Raw genomic sequence first — 23,605 nt, 5'->3', positions numbered from 1 at the left:
CTTTAATTTCCCCAACTCTGGGGAGTATTGAAGCTACTCAAGGCCATCTGATGGCGAAATTAAGTCAGACCTTGGGAACGTTAATGGGAGATAATCCGATAGCTTCGCATGATGGAGAACTGGCGAGACCTACGTTTACCTAGCAACATCAACGCGTTGGGTTAGCAGACCAATCGATAGCCCAAACGCGCGAGCGGTGCGGCCATGGCTCCAACACGTGCCGCATCCGGGCTCGCTGCATTTCCATCGAGACCTCGCTTTTTGACACCCTGGCAGATCGCCGCGAACCGATAGAAAGCAAAAACCTTAGCAAAGTTCCAATGTTCGATTTCATTGATACCTCGAGATTTACAATAGGCGTCCACATATCGCGCCTCGGACGGAATACCGAGCGTCTCAACATCTAACCCTTCCAAACCGCGCAGATACCAATCTCGTCCCATCGCTCTTTGCATGACTTGGTAGGCAAGGTCGGCCAAAGGATCACCCAGTGTCGAAAGCTCCCAATCGAAAACGGCGATGATTTTTAGACTGTCCGGCGCAAACATGAGGTTATCGATACGATAGTCCCCGTGTACCAGTGAAACCTGCCCGCTGTCCGATGGCAAATTCTCTTCCAGCCAATATCTAAGACCGTCCATTTCCGGCAAATCTTCGGTTCGGGAAGCTTCGTATTGAGTGGTCCACAACTTGAGCTGACGGGAATAGTATCCGTCTGCGCGCCCAAAACTCACTAACCCCGAAGTGTGCAAGTCCACTGAGTGAATCTCCGCAAGGACGCGGGCCATTTCCGCGTAGACTTCTTGTCGCTCGTCAGGCGCAAGCTCTGGAAGGGCTGGATCCCAGAAAATGCGCCCTTCGGCATGTTCCATCACATAGAATGCTGTGCCCAAAACGCTTGGGTCTTCGCATAGGTGCAGCATCCGCACGACCGGGACATTGCTGTCCCAAAGCGCCCTTTGAACGCGATACTCCCGATCCACCGCATGGGCCGATTTTAACAAAACTCCTTCCGGCTTTTTCCTCAGAACGTATTTTTTGTCAGGAGTCGTTATCAAATATGTTGGATTTGACTGACCAGAGGCAAAGGCCTCAATCTCGGTAGGCCCCTGGAAGCCTACGATTTTTTTGACCAGATATGCTTCTAAATCTGGCGCCGCCAACACGTCAAACGCCCCAATCCCAGAATTCAATTCCAGAATTCTGATAGGTTTGCGATAAAATCATCTTGTGCACCTCATCTGCGCCGTCGACCAATCGCGCCTGCCGAGCATAACGATAAATCCACTCCAGAATGGTATCTTTGGAATATCCCCGCGCCCCGTTCAATTGGATCGCGGTATCAACAGCCTTGTGCAACGTATTGGCGACGTGAACCTTCGCCGAGGAAATTTCTTTGCGTGCGAAATCGCCCTGATCCAGCTTCCAAGCCGCGTGCATGACCAAGAGCTTACCGATCTGAATGTCATGCGCCAGTTCGCCCATTTTGATCTGAACGGATTCCCGATCTGCAAGCCGAACCCCAAAGCCGATCCGATTTGCTGTGTAATCCGCAGCGATCGCCATCGAACGTTTTGCCAGACCCAGCCACCGCATACAGTGTGTCAGGCGCGCAGGGCCCAATCGAATTTGCGTGACTTTCAGCCCGTCACCGACATTCATAAGGAGGTTTTCTTCGGGAATCTCCAATCCCTCGTAGACGATTTCGCAATGGCCACCATGTTCCTCCGGCCCCATGATCGGGATACGTCTCTCAATCCGCTGACCGGGCTGATCAGCATAATAAAGAAACGCCGATAGTCCTTTACGCGGATCGTCTGAGGTTCGGGCAACCAAAATGAAGTGCTTGGCTTCACCTGCGCCCGTGATAAACCATTTACGTCCGTTGACGACCCAAACATCACCCTTCTTTTCTGCTTTCGTCAGCATCATCCCGGCGGGATCAGAACCGCTGCCCGGCGCGGGCTCTGTCATAGCAATAGCCGACCTCACCTGTCCGTCTATGAGCGGTTGCAGCCATTTTTCCTGTTGTTCTGGCGTACCGATCTTGGACAATACATTGATGTTGCCGTCATCCGGCGCGGCACAATTGAAGACAGCAGGGCCGAAGATAGAATAGTTGGCCTCTTCGTACATGATGGCCCAATCCTGGACCCCCAAGCCCATGCCACCGAGGGATTTTGGAGCTTGAGGGGCCCACAATCCAGCGGCCTTCGCTTTCGCGCGTAGAGACTCCAACACATCTAGTCGAATGTTCTCATGCGCATCGTAGTTTCCACGATCGTCTTCCAAAGGCTGAATTTCATCTCGAACAAATTCGCGCGTCCTCAAACGCAACGCTTCCTGTTCCGGAGACACAGAAAAATCCATTCATTTGTCCTTTCAATCGTTCGAGCACGACGGGCCTGTCTCTAAGTTAGCGCGTATTCGCCGTAACCAAATCAGAACATCGTTGTGTTTAGCCGGCAAGTTCCTGTCGCAACACCATTACTAAATTCAAGAACATTTACTGCGCGGTAGTCCACACTTCATTGCTCCCCCAGTGATTGAAGCCCTTTACCGATGCCTTATCTCAATAGTTCAAGCGTTACTTGCAGCCTGCCGCCCGGAAAGGACGTCCAATGAGTTGGAATCCCACGCAGAACCCCAAATGTCCTTTTCAGCCCGACAACGGGATTGAAACACTCATCATTCCGCGCGCACGAGATTTGGGTGGCTTTGAAGTACGACGCGCCCTTCCGGCCCCTAAGAGACAAATGGTTGGGCCATTTATTTTCTTCGACCAAATGGGACCAGCTGAATTTATCACAGATGGCGGGATCGACGTTCGGCCACACCCGCATATCGGATTGGGCACTGTGACGTACCTTTACCAAGGCGAGTTTGAGCACCGCGATAGCCTTGGCACTCATCAAATGATCTATCCTGGTGAGGTCAACTGGATGGTTGCCGGTCGCGGCGTTACGCATTCAGAGCGTACCAGCGCAGAAACCCGCGCCACGCGCCATAAGCTCTTTGGCATTCAGACGTGGATTGCTCTGCCCGAAGATCGAGAGGAAATGGCTCCTGACTTTGAGCACCATAAGCAAGGCGCCCTCCCAGAGATCGAAGATACCGGCCTGAAAGCAAAGCTAATTTTGGGCTCTGCTTATGGTGAGACGAGTCCTGTGACGATGCAATCTGAGACATTCTATCTAGATGTGAATTTAGAGGCAGGAACTTCATTTCCGCTTCCCGACAACCATGAAGATCGAGGCATCTATGTCACGGAAGGATCAATCCTCGTTGCGGGCGACACATATGAAGCGGGTCGAATGATGGTGTTTCGCCCCGGCGACAAGATCACAGTAACGGCGGGCGAAAAAGGCGCGCGGCTGATGACACTCGGCGGCGCAACGATGAATGAAGGACGCTATATTTGGTGGAACTTTGTGTCGTCATCTCGGGATCGGATCGAAGAAGCGAAAGAAGCTTGGAAAGCAGCTGATTGGGAAAAGGGACCGTTTCGCTTGCCCCCAGGGGATGATCAGGAACACATTCCAATAACACCGGAATTGGAACGCGGCATTCCGCGAAACCCTAGAGCGTAAATTGCGAGTTGTTGGTTTCGCTGCTTGAACAATAGTCCTAGCCGTGGATTCCAATGAGGCCGCGACAGACCTAAACCAAATAGTGCTTCCAAACGAATGGACTAGCGGTGGCTTATGTGATTGGCTAGTTCAGCTACAAGCCGCGTCAGCGAGGGTTTATGTTCGATCTTTTGGTGCTTTGGGATTGGGTAAGTTTTTCAGTCCGATGGCTGCATGTCATTACTGCGATGGCGTGGATCGGCGCATCCTTTTACTTCATCGCTTTGGATCTGATGTTGAAGCCCGCCGACGACATGCCCGAGGGTGCGAGTGGCGAAGAATGGGAAGTCCATGGTGGCGGTTTCTATCACACCACAAAATACTTGGTCGCGCCCGCGCGGCTTCCTGAACATCTGACCTGGCACAAATGGCAAAGCTATACGACTTGGCTGTCCGGTGCGGCCCTTCTCGCGATTATCTATTGGATCGGGGGTGAGATTTATCTGCTGGACCCAACCAAAGCTGATTTAGCTTTATGGCAAGGTATCCTGATCAGTGCTGCCTCAATCAGCGTCGGTTGGATTATCTATGATCTGATGTGCCGCTCGAAGCTGGGGGATTATCCCAACGCGATGATGTTGGCACTGTTTGTCGTCATCGTGGCGATGAGCTGGGGGCTCAACCAAGTCTTCACGGGCCGCGCAGCCTTGCTGCACTTAGGTGCCTTCACCGCAACCATCATGACGGCAAACGTATTTTTCGTGATTATGCCGAACCAAAGGATCGTGGTCGCCGATTTGAAAGCAGGGCGCGTTCCGGATGCGAAATACGGGAAGATCGCCAAACTGAGGTCGACCCATAACAACTACCTCACTTTGCCAGTTGTCTTCCTGATGCTGTCCAACCACTACCCATTGGCGTTTGGAACGCAAAACGCATGGATTATCGCCTCTTTGATATTCCTCACCGGCGTTACGATCCGGCACTATTTCAACACAATGCACAGCACCGGCAGGGGCCCCCATTGGACGTGGGCAGTGACAGTTGTTCTGATGATTGTGATTGCTTGGCTATCTACAGCATCGATGCGTGGTGAGACATGGGAGGAAGCCTCCTCACGTGATCTGACGCCCTATGAGACTCGCTTTGCGGAGGCGACGGGGTTCGACGACGCCTATACGGTTGTTCTTGGGAACTGTTCGATGTGCCACGCCCGTGAGCCAATCTTTAGCGATGCAATGTTGTGGGCACCGAAAGGAGTTCTTCTTGAAACCAAGGCCGATGTCGCCCGTCATGCGCGAGACATTTATATTCATGCAGGGGTGAGCCACGCCATGCCGCCGCCCAACGCAATCGAGACGATGACCGCCGAGAACAGGCAAACGATCATCGCGTGGTATCGCAACGCGGCGGACGCGAACTAGCCAACTGCTAGATCTCTAAATCCAACCTAGGCTTCCAAAACGGTCGGAACAGCTCGATCTTTGGACAGCGGTTCATAACAACCTTTAGACCAGCGTCCTCTGCCAGTTTCGCAGCCTCGTCATCATAGACGCCGATTTGCCCCCAAAGCACCTTTGCATCAATCTCAATGGCCTTTTCAGTGATCGCATAAAGCTCTTCCTTTGGGCGGAAGACATCGACCATATCGACCGGTTTCTCGATCTCATCCAAAGAGTGATAGACCTTGAGACCTCGAATTTCATGCAAATTGGGGTTCGGGTTCACCGGTAGAACATCATAACCAATCTCGCTCAATTGACGCAGGACGCCGTAGCTAAACTTCGTCTTGTCAGCGCTCGCCCCAACCATCGCGATTGTTTTTACGGATTTAAGGATGTCCGCCAAATAATGAGGATCATAGTCATAGAGTCGATCTATATCGGCTTCAGGCATTTACCCCTCCTTCGGTGTGGCGATGTCCGCTTTCAACTCATGCGGCTTCAACGGATCGAGGAACGGGTTGCGGTAGAGCGCGTCATGACTTTCAACCCCGATTTCGAGCGTGATGTCTGACGTCGCACGCGCCACGCATAAAACTACATAGCCCTTGTCAATTTGACGGTTATTCAAAGCGACCTGACGACGCTGATCCACTGAACCTTCTGTCAGTTTCGCAGCGCATGTGATGCACCCGCCGTATTTACAGCCATATGGTAAATCAACCCCCTGCTCGCGCAGGGTATCCAGCAATGGACGTCGCGCTTCTACCTCATAAGTTGCATCAGCGCGGTTGGCGATTGTGACTGTGAACGTCGTCATAGCCAGATATCGCTGGTGCAATCACCACCTGGATAACGCGATTCGTGACATCGACTTGGGCCATTTGGTTCCTGCCCGAAGTCCACCAAGAAATCAGGATTTATGGACATCCCACCATTCTCAGGATCGCAATCAATCATCACCATAACCCCACCCTTCGTGCGAATTTCTGGGTAGAATTGGTTGTCCCACGTCGAAAATAGCGACGTCGTTACATAAAGCCGTCTGCCGTCTAGACTAAGCTGAAACATCTGTGGCCCGCCTGCAACCTCAACGCCATTCACCTTGGGGGCCTTTCCCAACAAACCGCCCATATAGACCTGCCCCGTCAAAACCGGATTGTGCGGGTCTGTGATGTCGTACTGCCGCATGTCGCCGTGCAGCCAATTGTTGAGATAGAGATATTTGTCGTCCATCGAAATGAGGATGGCGGACATGACACCCGGCAAAGGGATCGGCCATTCCGGATGCATTTCGTTTTCAACGTCGATGATTTTTTCCCACTGCCATTTGTCGTCGTCACCCTTCCACCAGTGAATGACGTTTGATGATAAAGCAGCTCCGCAAAACCCATGCGTACTATCGGGATCGTGGTGGAATTTGACCTCTAACGGCAAAAGACCGTCTTCGCCGAGATAGAAACTCTCGATAGGCTCTCGTTTCTCAAAATCCCAGAAGTGTAGTTCACGACCATACTTGAGGTGTCCGACCTCTTCCAAATCGAAACCCGGCATAAACGTATTAGGTGCCGCCCACTCAGAGCTGACCATTATATTGTGGCGCGGCTGATACCAAAAGTCGTAACCGAACTTGATGTCGCCCATCGAGTTTTCCCAACGGCCTACGATGTTGAAATCTTTATCGAGGTGAAGGTATCCGCCAGGCGCTTCGCCTTTGGCATTTCCAAGGAAAGAAATGATAATTTCGCTTCCCAGACAATGGACTGTGTGAGGCCCAGACAAATCTGCCTTTGCCTTGATCTCTGCACCTTCGATTACCTTGTGCAGGCGCGGGGCGCGTGGGTCCGTCGCAGTATCAACGATGTGAAGGTTGTTGGACCGAACACCTGGAAGGATCAGATATTTACGCGCCATCGAACTATCGTCATGGCATGACGAACAGGCATTCCAGCCCATGTGATGAAGTTCGTCTCCGATGCCCGGCATCTCTAACCGATGAATGACCTGGCTGTAAGTTGGGCTTTGCGGATCGACGTCGACTGTGGCCAAGTAATCAGGTTTTTGAATACCCGTCCCCGTATATATGGCGATGGTATAGAGCAGCTCTTCGCGGGGTGACTGGATAGCTTCCGCAGGGCTTGCATAGCCCGGTCCGCAGCATTCGCTCATTTCTTCCCTCGTCTCGCGTTCTACATCCTCTTATCAGATGAGGTTAGTCAAAGCATATCTTTTGGTCCATCTTAACCTGCGCTTTCAAATGGCCATGCATCACCAGAAGCCAGGCGAGATTGAAGGAGCTATCGATCTGGAATGAAAGACGGCCCAAGCGTTTCATCGCTTGAAACCGCACGTGTCAGCGTGATTTTCCAGTCTTCACCCTCACGTTCAACTTCACTGTAGAAGTTAATTTTGTTGGTCAGAACCCGATTTGGGAGCTCTTGCTGGGACGTGAACATAACCCTTAGATTATCATTATCTACCAATACCGCTTCGTATGCTTCGCGACGCAATGCCAAGGCACCAAGGGCCTCATAGTGTGCTCCCATGGTGTCGAAAATCGCCCTCAGTTCTTCGAGCGTTTCGACGATTCTATCGCCCTCTAGCGAGCCGATTATGTGAGGAATGCGAAAGCAACTCGCAAAAGTTTCAAAATCCCGATCCCAATAGGATTGCTCCGTTACTTTCAACAGTGTGCTTGCAATCGCGAAAGGATCTTGAGTGTCAGGCATGTCCACCACGTCAAAACTAAATGACAGATTTTGCCATTCATTTGAAAAAATTTGATATAACAGATTTCCCAAGAAAGACAAAGCTAGTGAGCCGCCGATTGCCTCCACGGCAGCCACTCTACTTTAGGGTGTCAGTAGGCGCGTCGACTAAACCGCCCATCCTACGTAACCGACACCATAGTAACCAATGAACGGTTAGACTTTTTTCCGAAGTTGGTCCGACAAAAAGTCGAAAACAAACCGCAAACGTGCATTGGACAGAATATCACGATGGGCAACGAGCCAGATGGGGAAGTTCATCGGTAGGTCATCTTGCGTAGCAGGAACAATGCCTTTTTCATTCTGACCTAATCTGACGTCGAGAATTCCGATACCAAGGCCCTGCCGAACCATTTCCCACATCGCCAAAAAGCTGGTGCATTCAAAAGTTACGGCTTTGCTCGTCACGGGCAGCCCTAGCGACTGAAGAACCTTTAGATATTCATCCACGTTTCCCGGAACGATTAGGCTAGCGTCCTTCCAATCTTCGGCATTTTCGATGATCCCGTGTTTTGCGACATACGCCTCGCTCGCGAAGAGGCCAGCATGCGTGTCGGATATTTTCTTTGCAACCAATTCGGGCTCTTTTGGACGAAAATTGCGAATGGCGATATCGGCTTCCCTGCGCATTAGATCAGACGCGCTATTCTCAGCGACAATCTTGATAGCAAGTCCCGGCTCCTGTTCCCGAAGCCGTGCCAAAATCGGCGGCAACCATAGACCAGCATAAGCATCAGACGCGGATATCGTTACCGGACCAGAAAGGTCATCGCTCTGTCCTTGTGCAGCAATCGACAGTGCAACTGCCCCCTCTCCCATTTTCCGCACATGTTCCAGCAAGCTCGCTCCGGCTGGTGTAAGCTCTAGCCCCCTGCCAAACCTTTCAAACAAGACAACTCCTAGCTCAGTTTGAAAGGCTTCGACTTGCCTAGAAAGCGTGGGCTGCGCCAGTCCTAAGGCGCGCGCCGCAGCTGAAAGCGACCCCTCTTCCGCCGTTACGAGAAAGGCTCGGGCACGGTTCCAATCAAATTTAGCTGCAGTCCAATCCATACAAAATTGCATACCAGAATTAAAATATACGTCAATTTTGTTGGGAATGCCTTTGGGCTAGAACCACCTCACAGCCAAAATACAACGGCTCAATCAAATCAATTCTCAGCGCATGCGCAGCGGTCGGTTGTCGGTCGGCTCTCAAGTCGTGCGCCTTATCGAAAGGACAAAACATGCAGAGTTTTTCTGACCCAATGTCCAGCTCTTACGCCCGCTGGACAGGCGCTTTCTATCTGGGCATCGCAATCGCCGGTGGGTTTTCCATCGCCTATGTGCCGTCACAAATCGTCGTGCAAAACGACGCGGCCGCAACCGTCGCAAACATCGTCGGCAAAAACGGCCTGTATCATCTAGGGATCGCAGGTGACGTGGTCGTCATGGTCTTTGAGCTTTTCGCCGTTGCGATGCTCTATTTCATGTTCCGAAATGTCTCTAAAACGCTTTCCTTCGCCGCCGCTATGGCTCGGTTGAGCATGGTCAGCGTGATGTCCGCCATGTTGTTTTTCCACGCAGGAGCGGACCTCCTCGCCCAGTCAGATCAAGTGATGACCAACTTTAGCGCAGCACAACGTGCTGACCTTACTGGTCTTTTTCTGGAAATGCACCGCGCCGGTGTTTGGATATGGCAAATTTTCTTTACGATGCATTTGCTGCTGCTTGGCTACTTGGTCCTGCGTTCCGACCGGTTCCCGTCGATCTTTGGCTACGGCTTGATGATTGGCGGGATGGGGTATGTGCTCGACTCCGCGTTTGCCTTCGCTTTCACAGACGTTGCGTGGCTCGGCACCCTTCGGATCGGCTTCTTGGCGATCGTCACACTCTCTGAAATCGGCTTTGCTCTTTGGCTTTTCATTCGTGCCCCGCAAGCCCCAACTACATTGAAAGGAGCGATGGCATGAAAAAGGTATGTATCATCGGAATCTCCGGCAAACTCGGTCAATACATGACCCAGCACTGCCTCGATCTTGGTTACGAAGTGGTTGGCGTCTGTCGCCCACAAAGCGTTCACAAACTGGACCGGTTCAAAGATCAGATCACTGTCTTTCCAGGGCGCACAGATGACAGAGCGGTCGTTCAACAAGCGGTCAAGGGTTGTGACGGCGTGCTGACTGTTTTGGCCCCATGGGGTGTAAATGACTACGCCTCGGGCACGGCCCAAGCTGTTATGGATTTTGCTGAACCGGACGCACGACTGATCTTCTCATGTGGTTGGCACATTACAAAAGACGGAAAGGACACGTACGGTTTGAAAATTCGCAGCATCGTATGGCTCTTCTCATGGCTGGGCCCGCTCTTGCGCTTGGTCGACCTAAACGACCAAGTCGAAGCAACAAACCGGATCTTCGCCTCTGACAGGCTTTGGACAGTTGTGCGTGGTTCTGACTTGGAAGAAGGCGAAAGCGACGGCTTGCCGGTATGGGCTGAACATGTCGGCGATCCAGTTTTGGCCTCGAACATGACCAAACGCATCGACTTCGCTTTGTTCATGGTTCACGCGCTTCGCGATGATCGTTTGATCCACCAAGCACCTGCTATCGTTGGGCGCAATACAGCATCAGCGAAAGCAGAGTTACTTCACCAGCACGCGAGCTAAAAACAGACTTGCCCCGTTTTTTTGAAGAGGAACGGGGCAATTTGACGATTTCCCAGAAAATTTCCCCCCTAAATACACGCTCTGATGGTGTTGGATCGCATTTAGTCAGAGATTCCTGACCTTGCGTCAACGTCGGAATGGTTCAGACTTAACGAAGCATTAACCATTCGTACAACACTGGGAAATACTAGCGAATGACGAAACCTCAGCTACAAGACCGACGTGCCTTGGCCAGTGACGCTGATTGGGATGACATCATCAGCCGAGTTTACGATGTGGCATTGGATCCTTCCCGCTATGAGACGCTGTTGGACAAGTGGGAAACCACCATGGGTCCAATGCGGTCTCACGGTTTAGAAGCCCCTTCGTTAGATGATGCCTCGATCTTGGGCCATTTTGACCGCGCTGCCGAATTTCTCGAACGCGGGGATCTCGCGACTGGCCCTTCCGAGATTGAGCTGCTCATGACGCAATTCGACACAATGGCGGCCGTCATTATCGACCGTGACCTCAGTATCTTGGAATTAAACGACGCCGCCGAGCGCGTCTTACGGAGTTCAAAGGGGATGGGGTTGTCCCGTATTGCGCTAGATGAGATGGACCGCGCCGCCCTTGCCCGCCAATGCGCGAGGATGATGCCGAGCGACGGGCCGCAAACGTCTGTTTTCCGCGTGAGGGCGGCTGACGAAGGACATTTCATCGTTTTCCACATGAAGCGCGTGATGCTTTCAACTGACGCACCTGTAGTCATTGCCGTCACATCCGATCTCAGCTGGCCCGTTGGTTTTGGCGATATCCTCCATTCTGCTTTTGGCCTTTCGAAAGCCGAAGTCGAAGTGGTCAGGCTATTGGTTGAATGCTGTTCGCTGAAGGAAATTGCGGAAACCCGTGGTCGGTCTTTGGAGACGGTTCGAGGACAGCTAAAAACCATCCTGTCGAAGACAGAAACACGTACTCAGGTCGAGCTTGTCAGGCTCACTATGTCAATGATGGATATCGCGACTCTGACCACGGAGACGAATCCAGGACCCAGAGTCATCTCCGAAGGGTTTGAAGCCCTTGATCCAGTGCCCTTTCAGACGGTTGACGCTCCTGACGGCAGGTCGTTGGATTATTTGATCCTTGGCGATCCGAATGGTTCACCGATCTTGTATCTGCATATGGACTTTGGATTTATGCGATGGCCAGCCTCGGCCGAAGCGGAAGCCAAGGCAATGGGTTTGAAAATCATCGCACCCGTTCGCGGAGGTTTCGGTCATTCTTCTGCGCTGCCGAAGAAAGGTGATTTTGGAAAGCTCGTCGCGCAAGATTTGATCACAGTATTGGACGCTGAAAATGTGCCACCCTGTCCCGTCATATCGCTCGGTGCGGATCATCTCTTTGCAATCGAATTGGATCTGATGCGCCCCGGCCAAGTCACTGCGGTCATCGCCGCTGGAGGGGTTTTTCCTTTCACCCGTCCGCAACAGTTCGAACGCATGCACAAATGGCATCGTTTCATTCAAGCTGGTGCGCGCTACACGCCTCAAGTCCTCCCCTTCCTCGTCAAAGCAGGATTCCATCTTGCAAAGCGTGGTGGAAAACGGGCCTTTGTCCACTCTGTCTTCGGGGACTCAAAAGCGGACATCGATACGTTTGAAGATCCCGAAGTGTTCGAAGCGATGATCACAGGATCTGAAATTTGCCTTTCAGAACAACATAATGCGCATGAATCGTTCGCCCGCCAATCGCTTTATGAACATGGCAAAGTCCCGCCAGAGCTTATCAAGCAAAGCGAAGGCCGGTTCCCGTTCATTTCGTTCAACGGCACCCAAGATCCCAGTGTTCATCCCGATACGATTGAAGAGTACGCAAAAGACTACCCTTGGATCGACTTCCGCGTTTATGAGGATAGCGGGCAGTTAATGTTTTTCCGCCATTGGCGCGAAGTCGTCGCAACCGCAAAAAAATACTGCTGATTCGACCTTTTTACCCCATATGGGGGATTTTTTCTGACGCGAGGTCAACGAAGCTCATGCTCATTGAAGCACCTGTGAGCAAAAAATGACTATTTTAGCCACCAACGAGATCGACAGCCTTAAACGGCCTGACGATTTCGTTGGCTTTTTTGGACGCCCCGCGCGTTACAACACCCATTGGCTATCGCGTTCTGCTTTAAAAATTTTTCCGAAATTCATTTCCGTTCTGCGTCGAATTCGATGGCAATGCAGAGCCCCAATCCGAGGTTCCAAAATGAAAAAGACCAATAAATTCGACCACCGAGATGTATTGAAGTCTCTGGTTCAGGTTCGCGGCGATCTGTCCTTGATGGAGCAAGAATTCGCCATCGAAGCGCAGATACAACGGGAGACCGCCGACTGGGTTCCCATGTGGGTCGATCTGGAGAACAGCGTTCGGTCAGAACGTGTGGGCGCGACCGCCTATCGCGCGATTACGGATGAAGGTGATCTTCTTTGGTATGTGCGCCGTGACGGCAAAAAGAAAGGGTACCACTCACCGGCATCCACTGCGACAGAAGCGTTTGCCGATGCAGAAAGTTGCTGGTCAACGCGTCGCGCGATCAAACAGAACTGGAGAAGGCTCGAAGTCCTGCAAAACGAACTCTTGTCAGGTCGCAAGTCACTTGATGTTACCGTTGAAGATGCGCGCAAAGGTGGCCTGTGCGTGATGGGGATCGAAGGGTTCATGAAGCGGTTCGGTATCTCCCGCCGCAAACATATCTCCGGCCGCTTTGCAGCGCTGCTAATGAAATTCGAGCCGCAAGTCGGCTTCGCGATCTACAACGCAGCTTCGACAAAGGAGTTTTTGCCGAAGGTTTTTGAGGAAAGCGTGGCTGCCTGATCCAGGCTTCAATACATTGAATATTCAAAGCCGGGGCGAGCAGAAAGGCGCCTCGGCTTTTGTTGTTGGGCATCATCTAACTGCAACAGCGACATAGCCGCGTTGCTCTCAAAGGGTTGGCGTAACGTCAACGCGTCCCCACATCATCTCTCGAAAGGAGATGACCAATGCTCAATACATACAAAATTCGTGAAAGCGACATGCCGGAAGAGATGCGGTTTCTTCTGGACAAATATCCACGCGACGAGTGGGACGCCCATCCAGGGTTTCATGAGAAAACCCGCCACTGGCTCGGTGCCCACCAGATGTTTCGTCGCGTATCTGAACGCGTTCGGCTCGATACCGAAGCGGTTTTGAACAAGGATATTGCCTTAGGTGATTATATTGGTCGACTCTCTTACTTCGGCGGAAACCTCGTTGCGAACTTGCACGGCCATCACGGTTGGGAAGATCATAGCTACTTTCCAGAACTGTCCGCAGCGGACCCTCGTTTTGATAAGGGACTTGATTTGTTGGAACAGGATCATGCCGATCTAGATAAGGTGTCGGACGACATAACACGCAAGGCAAATAGAGTGATCAAACTGGCCACGTTGGACGAGGCGCAATCACTGGAAGAAGCAAACGACGTTCTTCCGGCTGCTGATGCCATTGAAGCTTTTTTAAATCGTCACTTGAGTGACGAAGAGGAGTTGGCAGTCCCGATTATTCTTCATTACCGCTTAAGAGGCTAGAATGACGAAAGACGCTTCTACACAAGAAGATCAAACCGATGCAAAAGGACGCCGTGCACGAGGGGAATTCGTGCGCGGCGTCAGCGGTTTTCGAAGTGCCATTGGGGACCCTGATTTTCCAGCGGAGCCCGGCCGGTATCACCTTTTCGTTGCTCTGAACTGCCCGTGGTGCCATCGGGTGACCTTGGCGCGTGCTGTTTTAGGGTTGGAGGATAGCATCACGTTGGATGTCGCATTCCCTAATCGCACCGGTGAGGAAGATCCGGCTGGCCCTAATTTGTGGGAGTTTGCGCCTAAACGTGTAGCGAGCTTAACTGGACAGACCCTTGACGAATGCACCTTGGAAACAGGCACCGGCGAAGGGCTACGCTTGGCCAAGCAGGTCTATCAACGTGAGGGATCTGATGAACAGTCCGTTCCCATTTTGTACGACAAGGTGACAGGTCGCATCGTGAACAACGAGAGCGCCGAGATTATCCGTATGCTGGATGTGCACTCTGGTGCTTTGGGAAGTAATCTGGCAGGTCGCCCACGACTTTTGCCTGACGACGAAACGGTGCGCGATGATATCGCCACCCTGAACGAACGTATCTATACAACCATCAACAACGGCGCTTACAAAGCCGGATTTTCCTCCGACCAGACAGTCTATGCGGACGCCTTCAAAGCCTACTTCGAGACTTTGGAGCATCTTGAAGGTCTGTTATCTAACGGACGGCTCTATCTGACAGGTGACGCTTTTACGGAAGCCGATTTACGTTTGTTTCCAACGCTCTACCGCCACGATCCTGTCTACTACGTTCGCATGAAACTGAACGGTGCGCATATCCTTGACTACCCGAACCTATGGCGTTGGCTCTGTCGTGTTTACGCGTTGAACGGAGTGTCTACGGCAGGATCATTGGTGCATTGCAGACAGGGGTATTTTGGCAGGTCATGGAATGGTGTGGTGCCGCTCGGCCCGTTGAGCCCGATGACGTACCCGGAAGCGTACGCGCATCCAGAACTGGCGCGGTAGAAATAAGGGCACGCGTAAACCCCAGAACGTAAAATGAGCGGCCCGTTGGGCCGCTCATTTATGTTTAGTAGTGGACGGAAAGCGCGTCCAATGGCGTCTTCTTAGGCGGCGCGAATTTTGTCAGGTCGATGCCTTCCACCGCTTCCTTGTATTCCTCCAATGTCGGTGTGCGCCCCAAGATAGCGGACAACACAACGACCGGCGTGGAACCAAGCAAGGACTCACCCTTCTTTGTCTCAGAGTCAGCAACCACACGTCCTTGGAACAAACGGGTCGACGTTGCCAAAACCGTGTCACCCTTAGCCGCCTTTTCTTGGTTTCCCATGCAGAGGTTACAACCGGGGCGCTCTAGGTAGAGAATATTCTCATACTCGGTACGCGCGACCTGCTTCGGTGCCGTATCGTCGAATTCGAACCCGCAATATTTCTGCAAGATTTCCCAGTCGCCTTCTTCCTTCAACTCTTCGATGATGTTGTAGGTCGGCGCAGTTACAACCAACGGCGCTTTGAATTCTACCTTGCCATTTGCGGCCTCAAGGTTGCGTAGCATCTGTGCGACAATTTTGATGTCGCCCTTGTGCACCATGCATGATCCGACAAAGCCAAGATCGACTTCTTTTTGCGCGTTATAGAATGAAATCGGACGGATCGTGTCATGCGTATACCGCTTTGAAACATCGACGTTATTCACGTCTGGGTCGGCGATCATTGGTTCAACGATCTGGTCGAGATCAACCACAACTTCCGCGAAGTATTTTGCATTCTCGTCAGGGCGCAGGGCTGGTCTTTCGCCCGATTTGATCTCTGCAATCCGCTGATCCGCTTTGGCAAGCAAGCTCGCCAACATGCCATTGTCGTGCTCCATCCCCTTGTCCATCATGATCTGGATGCGGGATTTCGCCAGTTCCAAAGACCCAATCAAAGTCTCGTCGTTGGAGATACAGACCGAGGCTTTTGCTTTCATTTCAGCCGTCCAGTCCGTGAAAGTAAAGGCTTGGTCGGCCAGCAGCGTCCCAATATGCACCTCAATCACGCGGCCTTGAAAAACGTTGTCGCTATGCTGTTCTAGCATCTGCGCTTGGGTTGCGTGCACCACGTCGCGGAAGTCCATGTGATCGGCCATCTGCCCTTTGAATGTCACTTTCACTGACTGTGGGATCGGCATCGACGCCTCACCCGTTGCAAGGGCGAGCGCCACAGTTCCGGAGTCCGCCCCAAAAGCCACGCCTTTTGACATTCGTGTGTGGCTGTCGCCACCGATGATGATGTCCCAATCGCTGACGGTGATGTCATTCAGAACTTTGTGAATGACGTCGGTCATTGAATGATAAACGCCCTTGGGGTCGCGACCTGTAACAAGGCCAAAGTCATTCATGAATTTCATCAGTCGGGGCGTGTTTGCTTGCGCCTTCACATCCCAAACCGATGCGGTGTGACAGCCGGATTGATAGGCGCCATCCACAGATGGAGAAACAACCGTCGCCGCCATCGCCTCAAGCTCCTGCATTGTCATCAATCCGGTGGTGTCCTGAGATCCGACAATGTTGACGCCGACACGGACATCAGAGCCAGCATGCAGTGGCGCATCAGACGACACTCCGCGGGCGTTTGCATTGAAGATTTTCTCAACAGCGGTCAGACCTTGACCCTCATGACTGATCTCTTTTGAAGGCGCGAAGACTTGCGGAGCTTCTTTGCCAAGTGTTTCGGCGGCAAAGCTCTGAAGTTTCTTACCGAAAACAATCGCGTAAGAGCCACCTGCCTTCATGAACTCCATCTTCTGAGGCGTGAAGGAAGAGGCCATATCTACAAGCTCTTCAGAGCCGTCCTCGCTGTAGAGTTTCTTATCTTTTGTGTTGATGGTTAGAACAGTCCCAGTCTCTACGGAATACTTCTGCTCCAGAATCGGGTTGCCATCGTTGTTGAGGATCGGGTTGCCATCCTCGTCCACTTTCTTGACCCAGTTTTTCAGATCGACACCGATGCCACCGGTTACGCCAACCGTCGTCAGGAAGATGGGGGAAATTCCGTTTGTTCCGGCTACGACCGGTGCGATATTGACGAAAGGCACATATGGGCTCGCTTGTTTGCCGGTCCACAAAGCGACGTTATTCACACCGGACATGCGAGAGCTGCCAACGCCCATCGTGCCTTTTTCGGCAATCAGCATGACCCGCTTGTCTGGGTGCTGAAGCTTCAATTCTTCAATGTGCTTTTGCGCCTTTTCATCGATCAGGCATTTGCCGTGCAACTCACGGTCGGCGCGAGAGTGGGCTTGATTACCGGGGGAAAGAAGGTCTGTCGAAATGTCGCCTTCTGCGGCAACAAACGTGACAACTTTGACCTCTTCATCGACGTCCGGCAGTTTGGTGAAGAATTCAGCGGCCAGATAGCTTTCAATGATGTCCGTCGCGATCGCGTTGCCAGCCTCGTGAGCGCCTTTCAGTCGATCCGTATCCGCTTCATACAGGAACACTTGTGTCTTCAGGACTTCGGCAGCCTGCTCAGCAGTGGCCAGATCATCGCCCAAGGCCAAATCCAACAGCACTTCGACCGACGGTCCGCCTTTCATATGCGAAAGCAGTTCGAATGCGTATGCCGCGTTGATTTCTGCCACGACCGATTGCCCAAGAATGATCTCTTTCAGGAACTGCGCCTTTTCACCTGCGGCACTCGTTGTTCCGGGGAGCGTGTTGTAGATGAAGAAATTCAATGAATCCGACCGATGCGGGTTCGCTGTATCTTTGATCTGATCGATGATTTCTTTTGTCAAAGCGGCATCATCAATTGGCTTCGGGTTTAGGCCCTGTTCTTTGCGGGCTTCGATCTCTTCAAGATAGGCTGTGTACAGGCTCATGGCTTTCTCGCGGTCGGTTCAAATGTTCTGGCAAATCGCGAGCGACTGGTGGGCTAATTCGAGACGCTCGTCAATATGTATACCGATGTATACAATGAATTTACAATGTTCAACCAGTAACGATCCGGCCAGTCAATTTGAATTTACGTCTCCGCTTCCTCAGAAAGAACGCGGAGTTGCGTCAAGGATAAATCGGTTGATCCCTCTAAGGGGAAAGTGTTCAGAACACACTATTTGTAAGCATCAGAAATTGCTTCACAAAACTATCCCCAAAACCCATCCAAACCGTTGTTTTTGTTCTCGTTACCCCTCATTATGACTCTGGGAATTGGAGGGCCTTCTGTGAGTATTCGCGCTATACTGCCGCTGGTATTGATCGGCACCGGAATGGCTGCGCAGGCGGTCGAATTGCCAGCGGCGATCGAAGACCAAGATTATCGAGCAATCAACAAAGACGCAGTGCCCTTGGGCCGTGACTTATTCTATGATCCGATCCTCTCAGGCAATAAATCCATCGCTTGTGCAACGTGTCACCACCCTAGATTTGCAACCGGAGACGGCGTTTCACTTTCCTTTGGCGACGGCGGTGTCGGGTTAGGTCCCGACCGCGTTTTTGATCCAGACAACAAGCCGGAAGAGCGTATCCCTCGAAATGCTCCTGCCTTGTTCAATCTGGGGGCCCACGAATTCCGCGTCATGTTTCACGACGGGCGCTTAGAGGAAGATGCGTCTTTCCCGGGCGGAATTCGAACTCCGCTCGACAGCGATATGTTGCAAGGGTTTGAGTCAGTTCTTTCGGCGCAGACCATGTTCCCTGTTCTCAGTCGAGATGAGATGGCGGGATCTTATGGCGAAAACGACGTCGCCCAAGCTGTTCGGCAGGGGCGCATCACCGGAGATGGCGGGGCATGGGATATTCTAACGAAACGAGTTGGAGACATTCCTGGGTACGCTGATCTCTTTGTGGAAGTCTACGATCATGTCGACACCCCCGACGACATCACCTTCGCCGATATATCAAACGCGATTGCCTCCTTCATGGAGTGGGAGTGGCGTTCAGACCAGTCGAAGTTCGATGCCGTTTTGCGTGGAGACGAAGAGCTTGCTGGTGCTGAACTACGCGGGATGGAGCTTTTCTACGGATCTGCGAATTGCGCTTCCTGTCATAGAGGTCCCTTCCAGACCGATCACAAATTTCACGCTATGGGTGCGCCTCAGATAGGGCCGGGAAAGTCAGCGACATTCGAGACGCATTACCGCGATGATGGTCGCTTTCGCGTAACAGGTAACGAGTCTGATCGTTACGCCTTCCGCACACCGTCCTTAAGAAATATCGCGGCTACTGGACCCTATGGGCACGCAGGTGCGCATAGCGACCTCGCCCAATTTGTCTCAGCACATGCGAACCCGATCGTAGGACTGCAAAACTATGACATCGCCAGTGCGATCTTGCCAGCATTCGACCACGAAGATGCGACCATTATGTCGGATGAGGCCGAAGTCGATGCAATAGCAAAGGCAGTGTCCGTTGTAACAATCAAACTTAGCCCATCGGACATCTCTGATCTGGTCGCCTTTTTGCAGACGCTGACAGATCAAAACAGCATCGACGGTCGCTTAGGGGTGCCCGCAACTGTACCGAGTGGCTTGCCTGTACCTTAGGGTTTTTGGATTTTTGTGACTTCGTTTGCGCCGACGTCCAAGCTGGTTTTAGTTCCATCAGGCCACATCACAGTTACACGTGCCAAGTCACTGGGCCCGATGCCAAAATGTCGTGGCCCCAACTGACCGCCAGCATGACCCCCCCCGATCACGTGCTGTTGCGATTGAGTGCGACCGTCGGATTCAACGATAATCCTCGCACCGATAGCATCGCGATTTGGGCCTGCCTGTTCGAGTGATACTTTAATCCAATTACCTGTGCCTTCGGTCACGTTCCGATAAAGTTCTAGTGGTGCGCGACGGTTTGAAACGATCAGATCAAGCTGGCCATCGTTGTCAAAATCAACCAACGCACCGCCTCTCGATCTTTCAAGCGTCGCAACTCCGGCCTGATCTGAAATTTCCACAAAGGACCCGTCAGCTTGTTGCTGCAAGAGATTATTTGGATCGCGCGTGGCCATTCCCGGCATCTGATCAACATTTCCCTTCGCGATGAACAAATCCGCCAATCCGTCGTTGTCAACATCACCGAACTCAGCATGCCAACCTGTCGAAGGTCGGCCATCTCCACCAACGTGAGGACGTTGCGCATAGGTCCCAATCCCATAGGGAGCAGCGCGATAGGTCCCATCGTCGTTGGCCAGCTGCATCAGCTGATCTCCCATCGACGTCAACATAACCTCATCCCGTCCGTCGCCGGTAAGGTCGCGGCTGGCGATACCCATCCCCCAGAGAGAAACGTTTTGCCAGCCATCCGCTTCATCTAAGAAACGCTGATCTTCAATATCCCACATCTGCTCGTACCCGCCCGTCACATAATAATGACGATCATTGGAAATCCTCAGCGTCGGACGACCTCGCGCGTCATTGGCTGCCAGAATGGAGAGAGGGCAAAATCCAGGTGTGAGCGCAGTTCGTGAGTAGCTGCCGCCATTGGGTCGAAGCAAAGTGTTTTCGTCACAAGCTTCGAATGGCCCGTCGGGGTCACTACGATCGACGTAATTTCCTATTGCCAGCGTTGGTAGTTCCGCGCCGTCTTCCCACCACGCCGAAAATGCTGTGCTCCAACGGTCATTTGCAGGAATTGAGAAATCGTTCGTTGCGTCCTCAAACTCACAATCACCGCGACCTTTGAGTATGATGTTTTGACCCACCCGCAGCACAAATAGGTCAACAGGATCATCTGCGTCCAGTCTCAAAGGGTAAGCGCCAACAGTTCCGAGTTCTTCTAGCCCGTCACGGCGCTCAAATTCGAACTCACCTTGATTCACAAAAAGCGATGCTGGGTTCTCCCCTCCTGCCGCAAAAACATCTGGGAGCCCGTCGGCATTGCAGTCAAATACCGCGATACCGCCACCGACAAAATGCTCCCACCCACCATTGTATTCGTGGGCAATCAGTCGATCTGAAAAGTCTTCAAATGCGACCTGTGCATTGACAGGCGATGCAACAAAGAACGCTAAAGCTAATCGATACATTACGGGTTTAGGTCCCGACCCACGGTGGCATCGGTCACTTTAGAAAGCGCAAGCGCCGACGCGCCGCGCGCCCAAACCAAATCGTCCCACGCATGTATTTCGACCTTACATGGCTTGCGGCCATTATTGAGCGTCAATTGCGCGACATCCTCGATAACTTCGTTTGCATAAAGATAGTCGTATTTCATTTGCGAACCCGACAGAATGATCAGCGCCGGATCAAAGAGTTGAATGACGTTTGACAGACCTGCTGATAAGAACCTACCCGCCCGACGAAATATGGTTTGCGCGGCTTCATGTCCTTGTTTTGCTTGATCAAAGAGAAGGTTAAGTGTTTCTTCAGGCCCTATTGAGCGTTCCAAAAGGTGGCCCAGGGCTGCACCCGCTTCTCTGTTCAATGCGTAATCGGCGAGATAGGCCTCTAAGCACCCGCGCTGGCCGCATCGACATAAAGCACCATCCAACTGCACTTTCGTATGCCCTAACTCTAGTCCAAGTCCATGAGCGCCGCGGTAGATTTCATTCCCCAACACCAAGCCCATGCCAACCCCACTTTCAATCGTCACGACAGCAAAATCTGACATCGAACGACCCGCACCGAACCACAACTCAGCCAACGTCAGCATGTTGGCGTCGTTGTCGAGAGCGATCGTGACGCCGTAACGATCTTTCAACATGATACCGAGATCTTGATTTCGATCATGAAGTATAGATGACCAAATAACTTGGCCTGAACTATGCTCAACAATACCCGGTAGTCCGACACCGATTGCTCGGACGTCCTTCAGTTCGACGGTATATTCCGACAAAAGTTTACCGATGAGCTCATCAACTTCATCCAGCAATTCTTGTGTCGAGCGTCGCTGATCTTTGGAGGGCAGCTTTGCATCCGCAAGGACATTTCCATTAAAGTCGACGAGGACTGCCGTATGAGCATCAAAACCCAGCTTTACGCCAATGGCATAGCCCGCTTGCGAGACAACTTCCAAAGCTACTCTTGGGCGACCACGGCCCTGCTCTCTTGCAGGCCCCTCAACTTCATGAAGCAAGCCTTCGGCAATAAGATCCGCCGTTATCGTTGTTGCCGACCCAGCACTGATATCAAGGGATTTTGCAATGTCAGACCGCGCCGCTTGTCCGTGCGACCTTACATACTCGAACACTTGCTGCCTTAAAGGCCGACCAGCGCGGCGACCGCCTTCCAACAACGGACCGCATCCACTGGCAGGAGCCAAAAGGTCATCTGTGTAGGCCGAGTTCAATTATTCATCTCCTGAACTAAAAAACGGCATTAGCGGCAATTACCGGACCGTATCTCGATATTTTTAGCCTGAAAACAGATTTTTTTGTCAAAACGTAAGTTTTTTATTTTGACAACTAAATTAAATATCGCAATTCTTAGCGTGCGAGTCGCGTGACCCGCCCCGATCAAAACCTGATCGGTTCATTTAGGGAGGAAATTATGAAGAAACTTATGATGGCCACGGCCATTGTCTCTGCATCTTTTGCAACACCCGCGTTCGCCGACGGCCACGGTATTACGGTCGGCGTGAGCTGGTCCAACTTCCAAGAAGAGCGCTGGAAGACCGATGAAGCAGCTATCAAAGCAGCATTGGACGCTGCAGGCGCATCCTACGTATCTGCAGACGCGCAGTCATCCTCTGCTAAGCAGCTTGCTGACGTTGAAAGCTTGATTGCACAAGGCGTCGATGCTCTCATCATTCTCGCACAGGATTCCGCAGCTATTGGCCCAGCAGTCGATGCAGCTTCGGACGAAGGCATCCCTGTCATTGGCTATGACCGCTTGATCGAAGATAGCCGCGCATTCTACCTGACTTTCGACAACGTGGAAGTTGGCCGGATGCAGGCACGCGCTGTGCTCGAAGCACAGCCAGAAGGCAACTATGTCATGATCAAGGGGTCGCCAACCGACCCTAACGCCGACTTCCTTCGTGGCGGTCAACAAGAGGTCCTCCAAGCTGCAATCGACAGCGGAGCAATCACGATTGTAGGCGAAGCTTACACCGACGGTTGGGTTCCAGCGAATGCACAGCGCAACATGGAACAGATCCTGACATCCATCGACAATGATGTTGATGCTGTCGTGGCCTCCAACGACGGTACTGCCGGCGGTGTAGTCGCGGCGCTGACGGCACAAGGCCTCGAAGGCTTGCCTGTGTCTGGTCAGGACGGTGACCATGCCGCATTGAACCGTGTCGCACTTGGCACACAGACCGTATCAGTCTGGAAGGACGCACGAGAACTCGGCAAAGCAGCTGGCGAAATCGCGGTTGCGTTGGCAGGTCTCGATGGCGCTATGGCAGATGTTGATGGCTCTCAGTCCTGGACATCGCCAGCGGGAACAGAAATGACTGCTGTTTTCTTGGCTCCTGTTCCGATCACTGCGGACAACCTGTCAGTCGTCGTAGACGCGGGCTGGATTTCTCAGGAATCTCTCTGCCAAGGCGTTTCCAACGGCCCAGCGCCTTGTAACTAAGGCCATACCTCTTCTGGTTCGCGGCAACGCGGACCAGATCACTATCTCCCAGAAATACCAATATAGCTGCCCCCATCATGTTATGATGGGCAAGG

At 52.3% G+C, this 23,605-nt stretch carries 20 protein-coding genes; 10 read left to right on the top strand and 10 right to left on the bottom strand.

The window, feature by feature from the left end:
- Positions 1-161: 161 nt before the first annotated feature.
- The gene (locus BUA85_RS14015; RefSeq protein ID WP_207548161.1) at positions 162-1,166 is read right to left on the bottom strand and encodes a phosphotransferase family protein; all 1,005 of its coding nucleotides are present in this window, start codon (positions 1,164-1,166) and stop codon (positions 162-164) included.
- Between the two features lies 1 nt (position 1,167).
- Positions 1,168-2,370, bottom strand: coding sequence for an acyl-CoA dehydrogenase family protein (locus tag BUA85_RS14010; RefSeq protein ID WP_072902142.1), 1,203 nt, complete (start codon positions 2,368-2,370; stop codon positions 1,168-1,170).
- Between the two features lie 251 nt (positions 2,371-2,621).
- On the opposite strand from BUA85_RS14010, the gene BUA85_RS14005 reads away from it, so the two are divergent.
- Positions 2,622-3,590 (top strand): pirin family protein, encoded by a 969-nt coding sequence (locus BUA85_RS14005; protein WP_072902141.1) that lies wholly within the window; start codon positions 2,622-2,624, stop codon positions 3,588-3,590.
- Between the two features lie 158 nt (positions 3,591-3,748).
- Positions 3,749-4,993 (top strand): urate hydroxylase PuuD, encoded by a 1,245-nt coding sequence (locus BUA85_RS14000; protein WP_072902139.1) that lies wholly within the window; start codon positions 3,749-3,751, stop codon positions 4,991-4,993.
- Between the two features lie 7 nt (positions 4,994-5,000).
- Here BUA85_RS14000 and BUA85_RS13995 read toward each other — a convergent pair whose 3' ends face one another.
- From BUA85_RS13995 to BUA85_RS13975, 5 genes are all read right to left on the bottom strand, one after another.
- A complete protein-coding gene (locus BUA85_RS13995) occupies positions 5,001-5,465 on the bottom strand; it encodes a CoA-binding protein (RefSeq protein ID WP_072902137.1) in 465 nt (154 codons plus the stop codon).
- Positions 5,466-5,831, bottom strand: a complete 366-nt coding sequence (locus tag BUA85_RS13990; RefSeq protein WP_072902135.1) for a 2Fe-2S iron-sulfur cluster-binding protein — start codon at positions 5,829-5,831, stop codon at positions 5,466-5,468. It lies immediately after the preceding gene.
- A complete protein-coding gene (locus BUA85_RS13985; protein WP_072902133.1) occupies positions 5,828-7,180 on the bottom strand; it encodes a selenium-binding family protein in 1,353 nt (450 codons plus the stop codon). The genes BUA85_RS13990 and BUA85_RS13985 overlap by 4 nt, the downstream gene beginning before the upstream one ends.
- Before the next feature lie 128 nt (positions 7,181-7,308).
- Complete coding sequence (locus BUA85_RS13980) at positions 7,309-7,740, bottom strand: hypothetical protein (protein ID WP_131802818.1); 432 nt, start codon at positions 7,738-7,740, stop codon at positions 7,309-7,311.
- A 195-nt stretch (positions 7,741-7,935) separates the two neighbouring features.
- The gene (locus BUA85_RS13975) at positions 7,936-8,829 is read right to left on the bottom strand and encodes a LysR family transcriptional regulator (protein ID WP_242649071.1); all 894 of its coding nucleotides are present in this window, start codon (positions 8,827-8,829) and stop codon (positions 7,936-7,938) included.
- Between the two features lie 173 nt (positions 8,830-9,002).
- On the opposite strand from BUA85_RS13975, the gene BUA85_RS13970 reads away from it, so the two are divergent.
- The 6 genes from BUA85_RS13970 to BUA85_RS13945 all read left to right on the top strand — a co-directional run bounded on the left by BUA85_RS13970 (position 9,003) and on the right by BUA85_RS13945 (position 15,016).
- Positions 9,003-9,728, top strand: a complete 726-nt coding sequence (locus BUA85_RS13970; RefSeq protein WP_072902128.1) for a DUF4386 domain-containing protein — start codon at positions 9,003-9,005, stop codon at positions 9,726-9,728.
- Positions 9,725-10,423, top strand: coding sequence for an NAD(P)H-binding protein (locus tag BUA85_RS13965; RefSeq protein ID WP_072902126.1), 699 nt, complete (start codon positions 9,725-9,727; stop codon positions 10,421-10,423). The genes BUA85_RS13970 and BUA85_RS13965 overlap by 4 nt, the downstream gene beginning before the upstream one ends.
- A gap of 194 nt (positions 10,424-10,617) precedes the next feature.
- Positions 10,618-12,381, top strand: coding sequence for a bifunctional helix-turn-helix transcriptional regulator/alpha/beta hydrolase (locus tag BUA85_RS13960; RefSeq protein WP_072902124.1), 1,764 nt, complete (start codon positions 10,618-10,620; stop codon positions 12,379-12,381).
- A gap of 274 nt (positions 12,382-12,655) precedes the next feature.
- Positions 12,656-13,264, top strand: coding sequence for a hypothetical protein (locus tag BUA85_RS13955; protein WP_072902122.1), 609 nt, complete (start codon positions 12,656-12,658; stop codon positions 13,262-13,264).
- A 167-nt stretch (positions 13,265-13,431) separates the two neighbouring features.
- Positions 13,432-13,998, top strand: a complete 567-nt coding sequence (locus BUA85_RS13950) for a hemerythrin domain-containing protein (protein WP_072902120.1) — start codon at positions 13,432-13,434, stop codon at positions 13,996-13,998.
- Position 13,999: 1 nt separating this feature from the next.
- On the top strand, positions 14,000-15,016 hold the full coding sequence (locus BUA85_RS13945) for a glutathione S-transferase C-terminal domain-containing protein (protein ID WP_072902119.1): 1,017 nt from the start codon (positions 14,000-14,002) through the stop codon (positions 15,014-15,016).
- A gap of 64 nt (positions 15,017-15,080) precedes the next feature.
- On the opposite strand, the gene BUA85_RS13940 is transcribed toward BUA85_RS13945, so the two are convergent.
- Complete coding sequence (locus BUA85_RS13940; protein WP_072902117.1) at positions 15,081-17,873, bottom strand: bifunctional aconitate hydratase 2/2-methylisocitrate dehydratase; 2,793 nt, start codon at positions 17,871-17,873, stop codon at positions 15,081-15,083.
- Positions 17,874-18,221: 348 nt separating this feature from the next.
- Here BUA85_RS13940 and BUA85_RS13935 point away from each other — a divergent pair, with 348 nt between their 5' ends.
- On the top strand, positions 18,222-19,535 hold the full coding sequence (locus tag BUA85_RS13935) for a cytochrome-c peroxidase (protein ID WP_072902245.1): 1,314 nt from the start codon (positions 18,222-18,224) through the stop codon (positions 19,533-19,535).
- On the opposite strand, the gene BUA85_RS13930 is transcribed toward BUA85_RS13935, so the two are convergent.
- Positions 19,532-21,013 (bottom strand): CRTAC1 family protein, encoded by a 1,482-nt coding sequence (locus tag BUA85_RS13930; protein WP_072902115.1) that lies wholly within the window; start codon positions 21,011-21,013, stop codon positions 19,532-19,534. The genes BUA85_RS13935 and BUA85_RS13930 overlap by 4 nt on opposite strands.
- The gene (locus tag BUA85_RS13925) at positions 21,013-22,275 is read right to left on the bottom strand and encodes an ROK family transcriptional regulator (RefSeq protein ID WP_207548159.1); all 1,263 of its coding nucleotides are present in this window, start codon (positions 22,273-22,275) and stop codon (positions 21,013-21,015) included. The genes BUA85_RS13930 and BUA85_RS13925 overlap by 1 nt, the downstream gene beginning before the upstream one ends.
- 200 nt (positions 22,276-22,475) lie before the next feature.
- On the opposite strand from BUA85_RS13925, the gene xylF reads away from it, so the two are divergent.
- A complete protein-coding gene (gene xylF / locus BUA85_RS13920; RefSeq protein WP_072902114.1) occupies positions 22,476-23,510 on the top strand; it encodes a D-xylose ABC transporter substrate-binding protein in 1,035 nt (344 codons plus the stop codon).
- The last annotated feature ends 95 nt before the right edge of the window (positions 23,511-23,605 follow it).

The sequence above is a fragment of the Cognatiyoonia sediminum genome (assembly GCF_900129845.1).
Classification (GTDB): domain Bacteria; phylum Pseudomonadota; class Alphaproteobacteria; order Rhodobacterales; family Rhodobacteraceae; genus Cognatiyoonia; species Cognatiyoonia sediminum.
The sequence above is the reverse complement of the archived record's forward strand: the minus strand, read 5'-3'. Positions and strand labels throughout refer to the sequence as shown.

Bases quoted from the DNA above. Each gene is read 5' to 3' on its own strand.
- BUA85_RS13950 (WP_072902120.1), top strand. From the start codon at position 13,432: ATGCTCAATACATACAAAATTCGTGAAAGCGACATGCCGGAAGAGATG.
- BUA85_RS14010 (WP_072902142.1), bottom strand. From the start codon at position 2,370: ATGGATTTTTCTGTGTCTCCGGAACAGGAAGCGTTGCGTTTGAGGACG.
- BUA85_RS13960 (WP_072902124.1), top strand. From the start codon at position 10,618: ATGACGAAACCTCAGCTACAAGACCGACGTGCCTTGGCCAGTGACGCT.
- BUA85_RS13965 (WP_072902126.1), top strand. From the start codon at position 9,725: ATGAAAAAGGTATGTATCATCGGAATCTCCGGCAAACTCGGTCAATAC.
- xylF (WP_072902114.1), top strand. From the start codon at position 22,476: ATGAAGAAACTTATGATGGCCACGGCCATTGTCTCTGCATCTTTTGCA.
- BUA85_RS13985 (WP_072902133.1), bottom strand. From the start codon at position 7,180: ATGAGCGAATGCTGCGGACCGGGCTATGCAAGCCCTGCGGAAGCTATC.
- BUA85_RS13940 (WP_072902117.1), bottom strand. From the start codon at position 17,873: ATGAGCCTGTACACAGCCTATCTTGAAGAGATCGAAGCCCGCAAAGAA.
- BUA85_RS14005 (WP_072902141.1), top strand. From the start codon at position 2,622: ATGAGTTGGAATCCCACGCAGAACCCCAAATGTCCTTTTCAGCCCGAC.
- BUA85_RS13955 (WP_072902122.1), top strand. From the start codon at position 12,656: ATGAAAAAGACCAATAAATTCGACCACCGAGATGTATTGAAGTCTCTG.
- BUA85_RS13970 (WP_072902128.1), top strand. From the start codon at position 9,003: ATGCAGAGTTTTTCTGACCCAATGTCCAGCTCTTACGCCCGCTGGACA.
- BUA85_RS13930 (WP_072902115.1), bottom strand. From the start codon at position 21,013: ATGTATCGATTAGCTTTAGCGTTCTTTGTTGCATCGCCTGTCAATGCA.
- BUA85_RS14000 (WP_072902139.1), top strand. From the start codon at position 3,749: ATGTTCGATCTTTTGGTGCTTTGGGATTGGGTAAGTTTTTCAGTCCGA.
- BUA85_RS13980 (WP_131802818.1), bottom strand. From the start codon at position 7,740: ATGCCTGACACTCAAGATCCTTTCGCGATTGCAAGCACACTGTTGAAA.
- BUA85_RS13975 (WP_242649071.1), bottom strand. From the start codon at position 8,829: ATGGATTGGACTGCAGCTAAATTTGATTGGAACCGTGCCCGAGCCTTT.
- BUA85_RS13990 (WP_072902135.1), bottom strand. From the start codon at position 5,831: ATGACGACGTTCACAGTCACAATCGCCAACCGCGCTGATGCAACTTAT.
- BUA85_RS13995 (WP_072902137.1), bottom strand. From the start codon at position 5,465: ATGCCTGAAGCCGATATAGATCGACTCTATGACTATGATCCTCATTAT.
- BUA85_RS13945 (WP_072902119.1), top strand. From the start codon at position 14,000: ATGACGAAAGACGCTTCTACACAAGAAGATCAAACCGATGCAAAAGGA.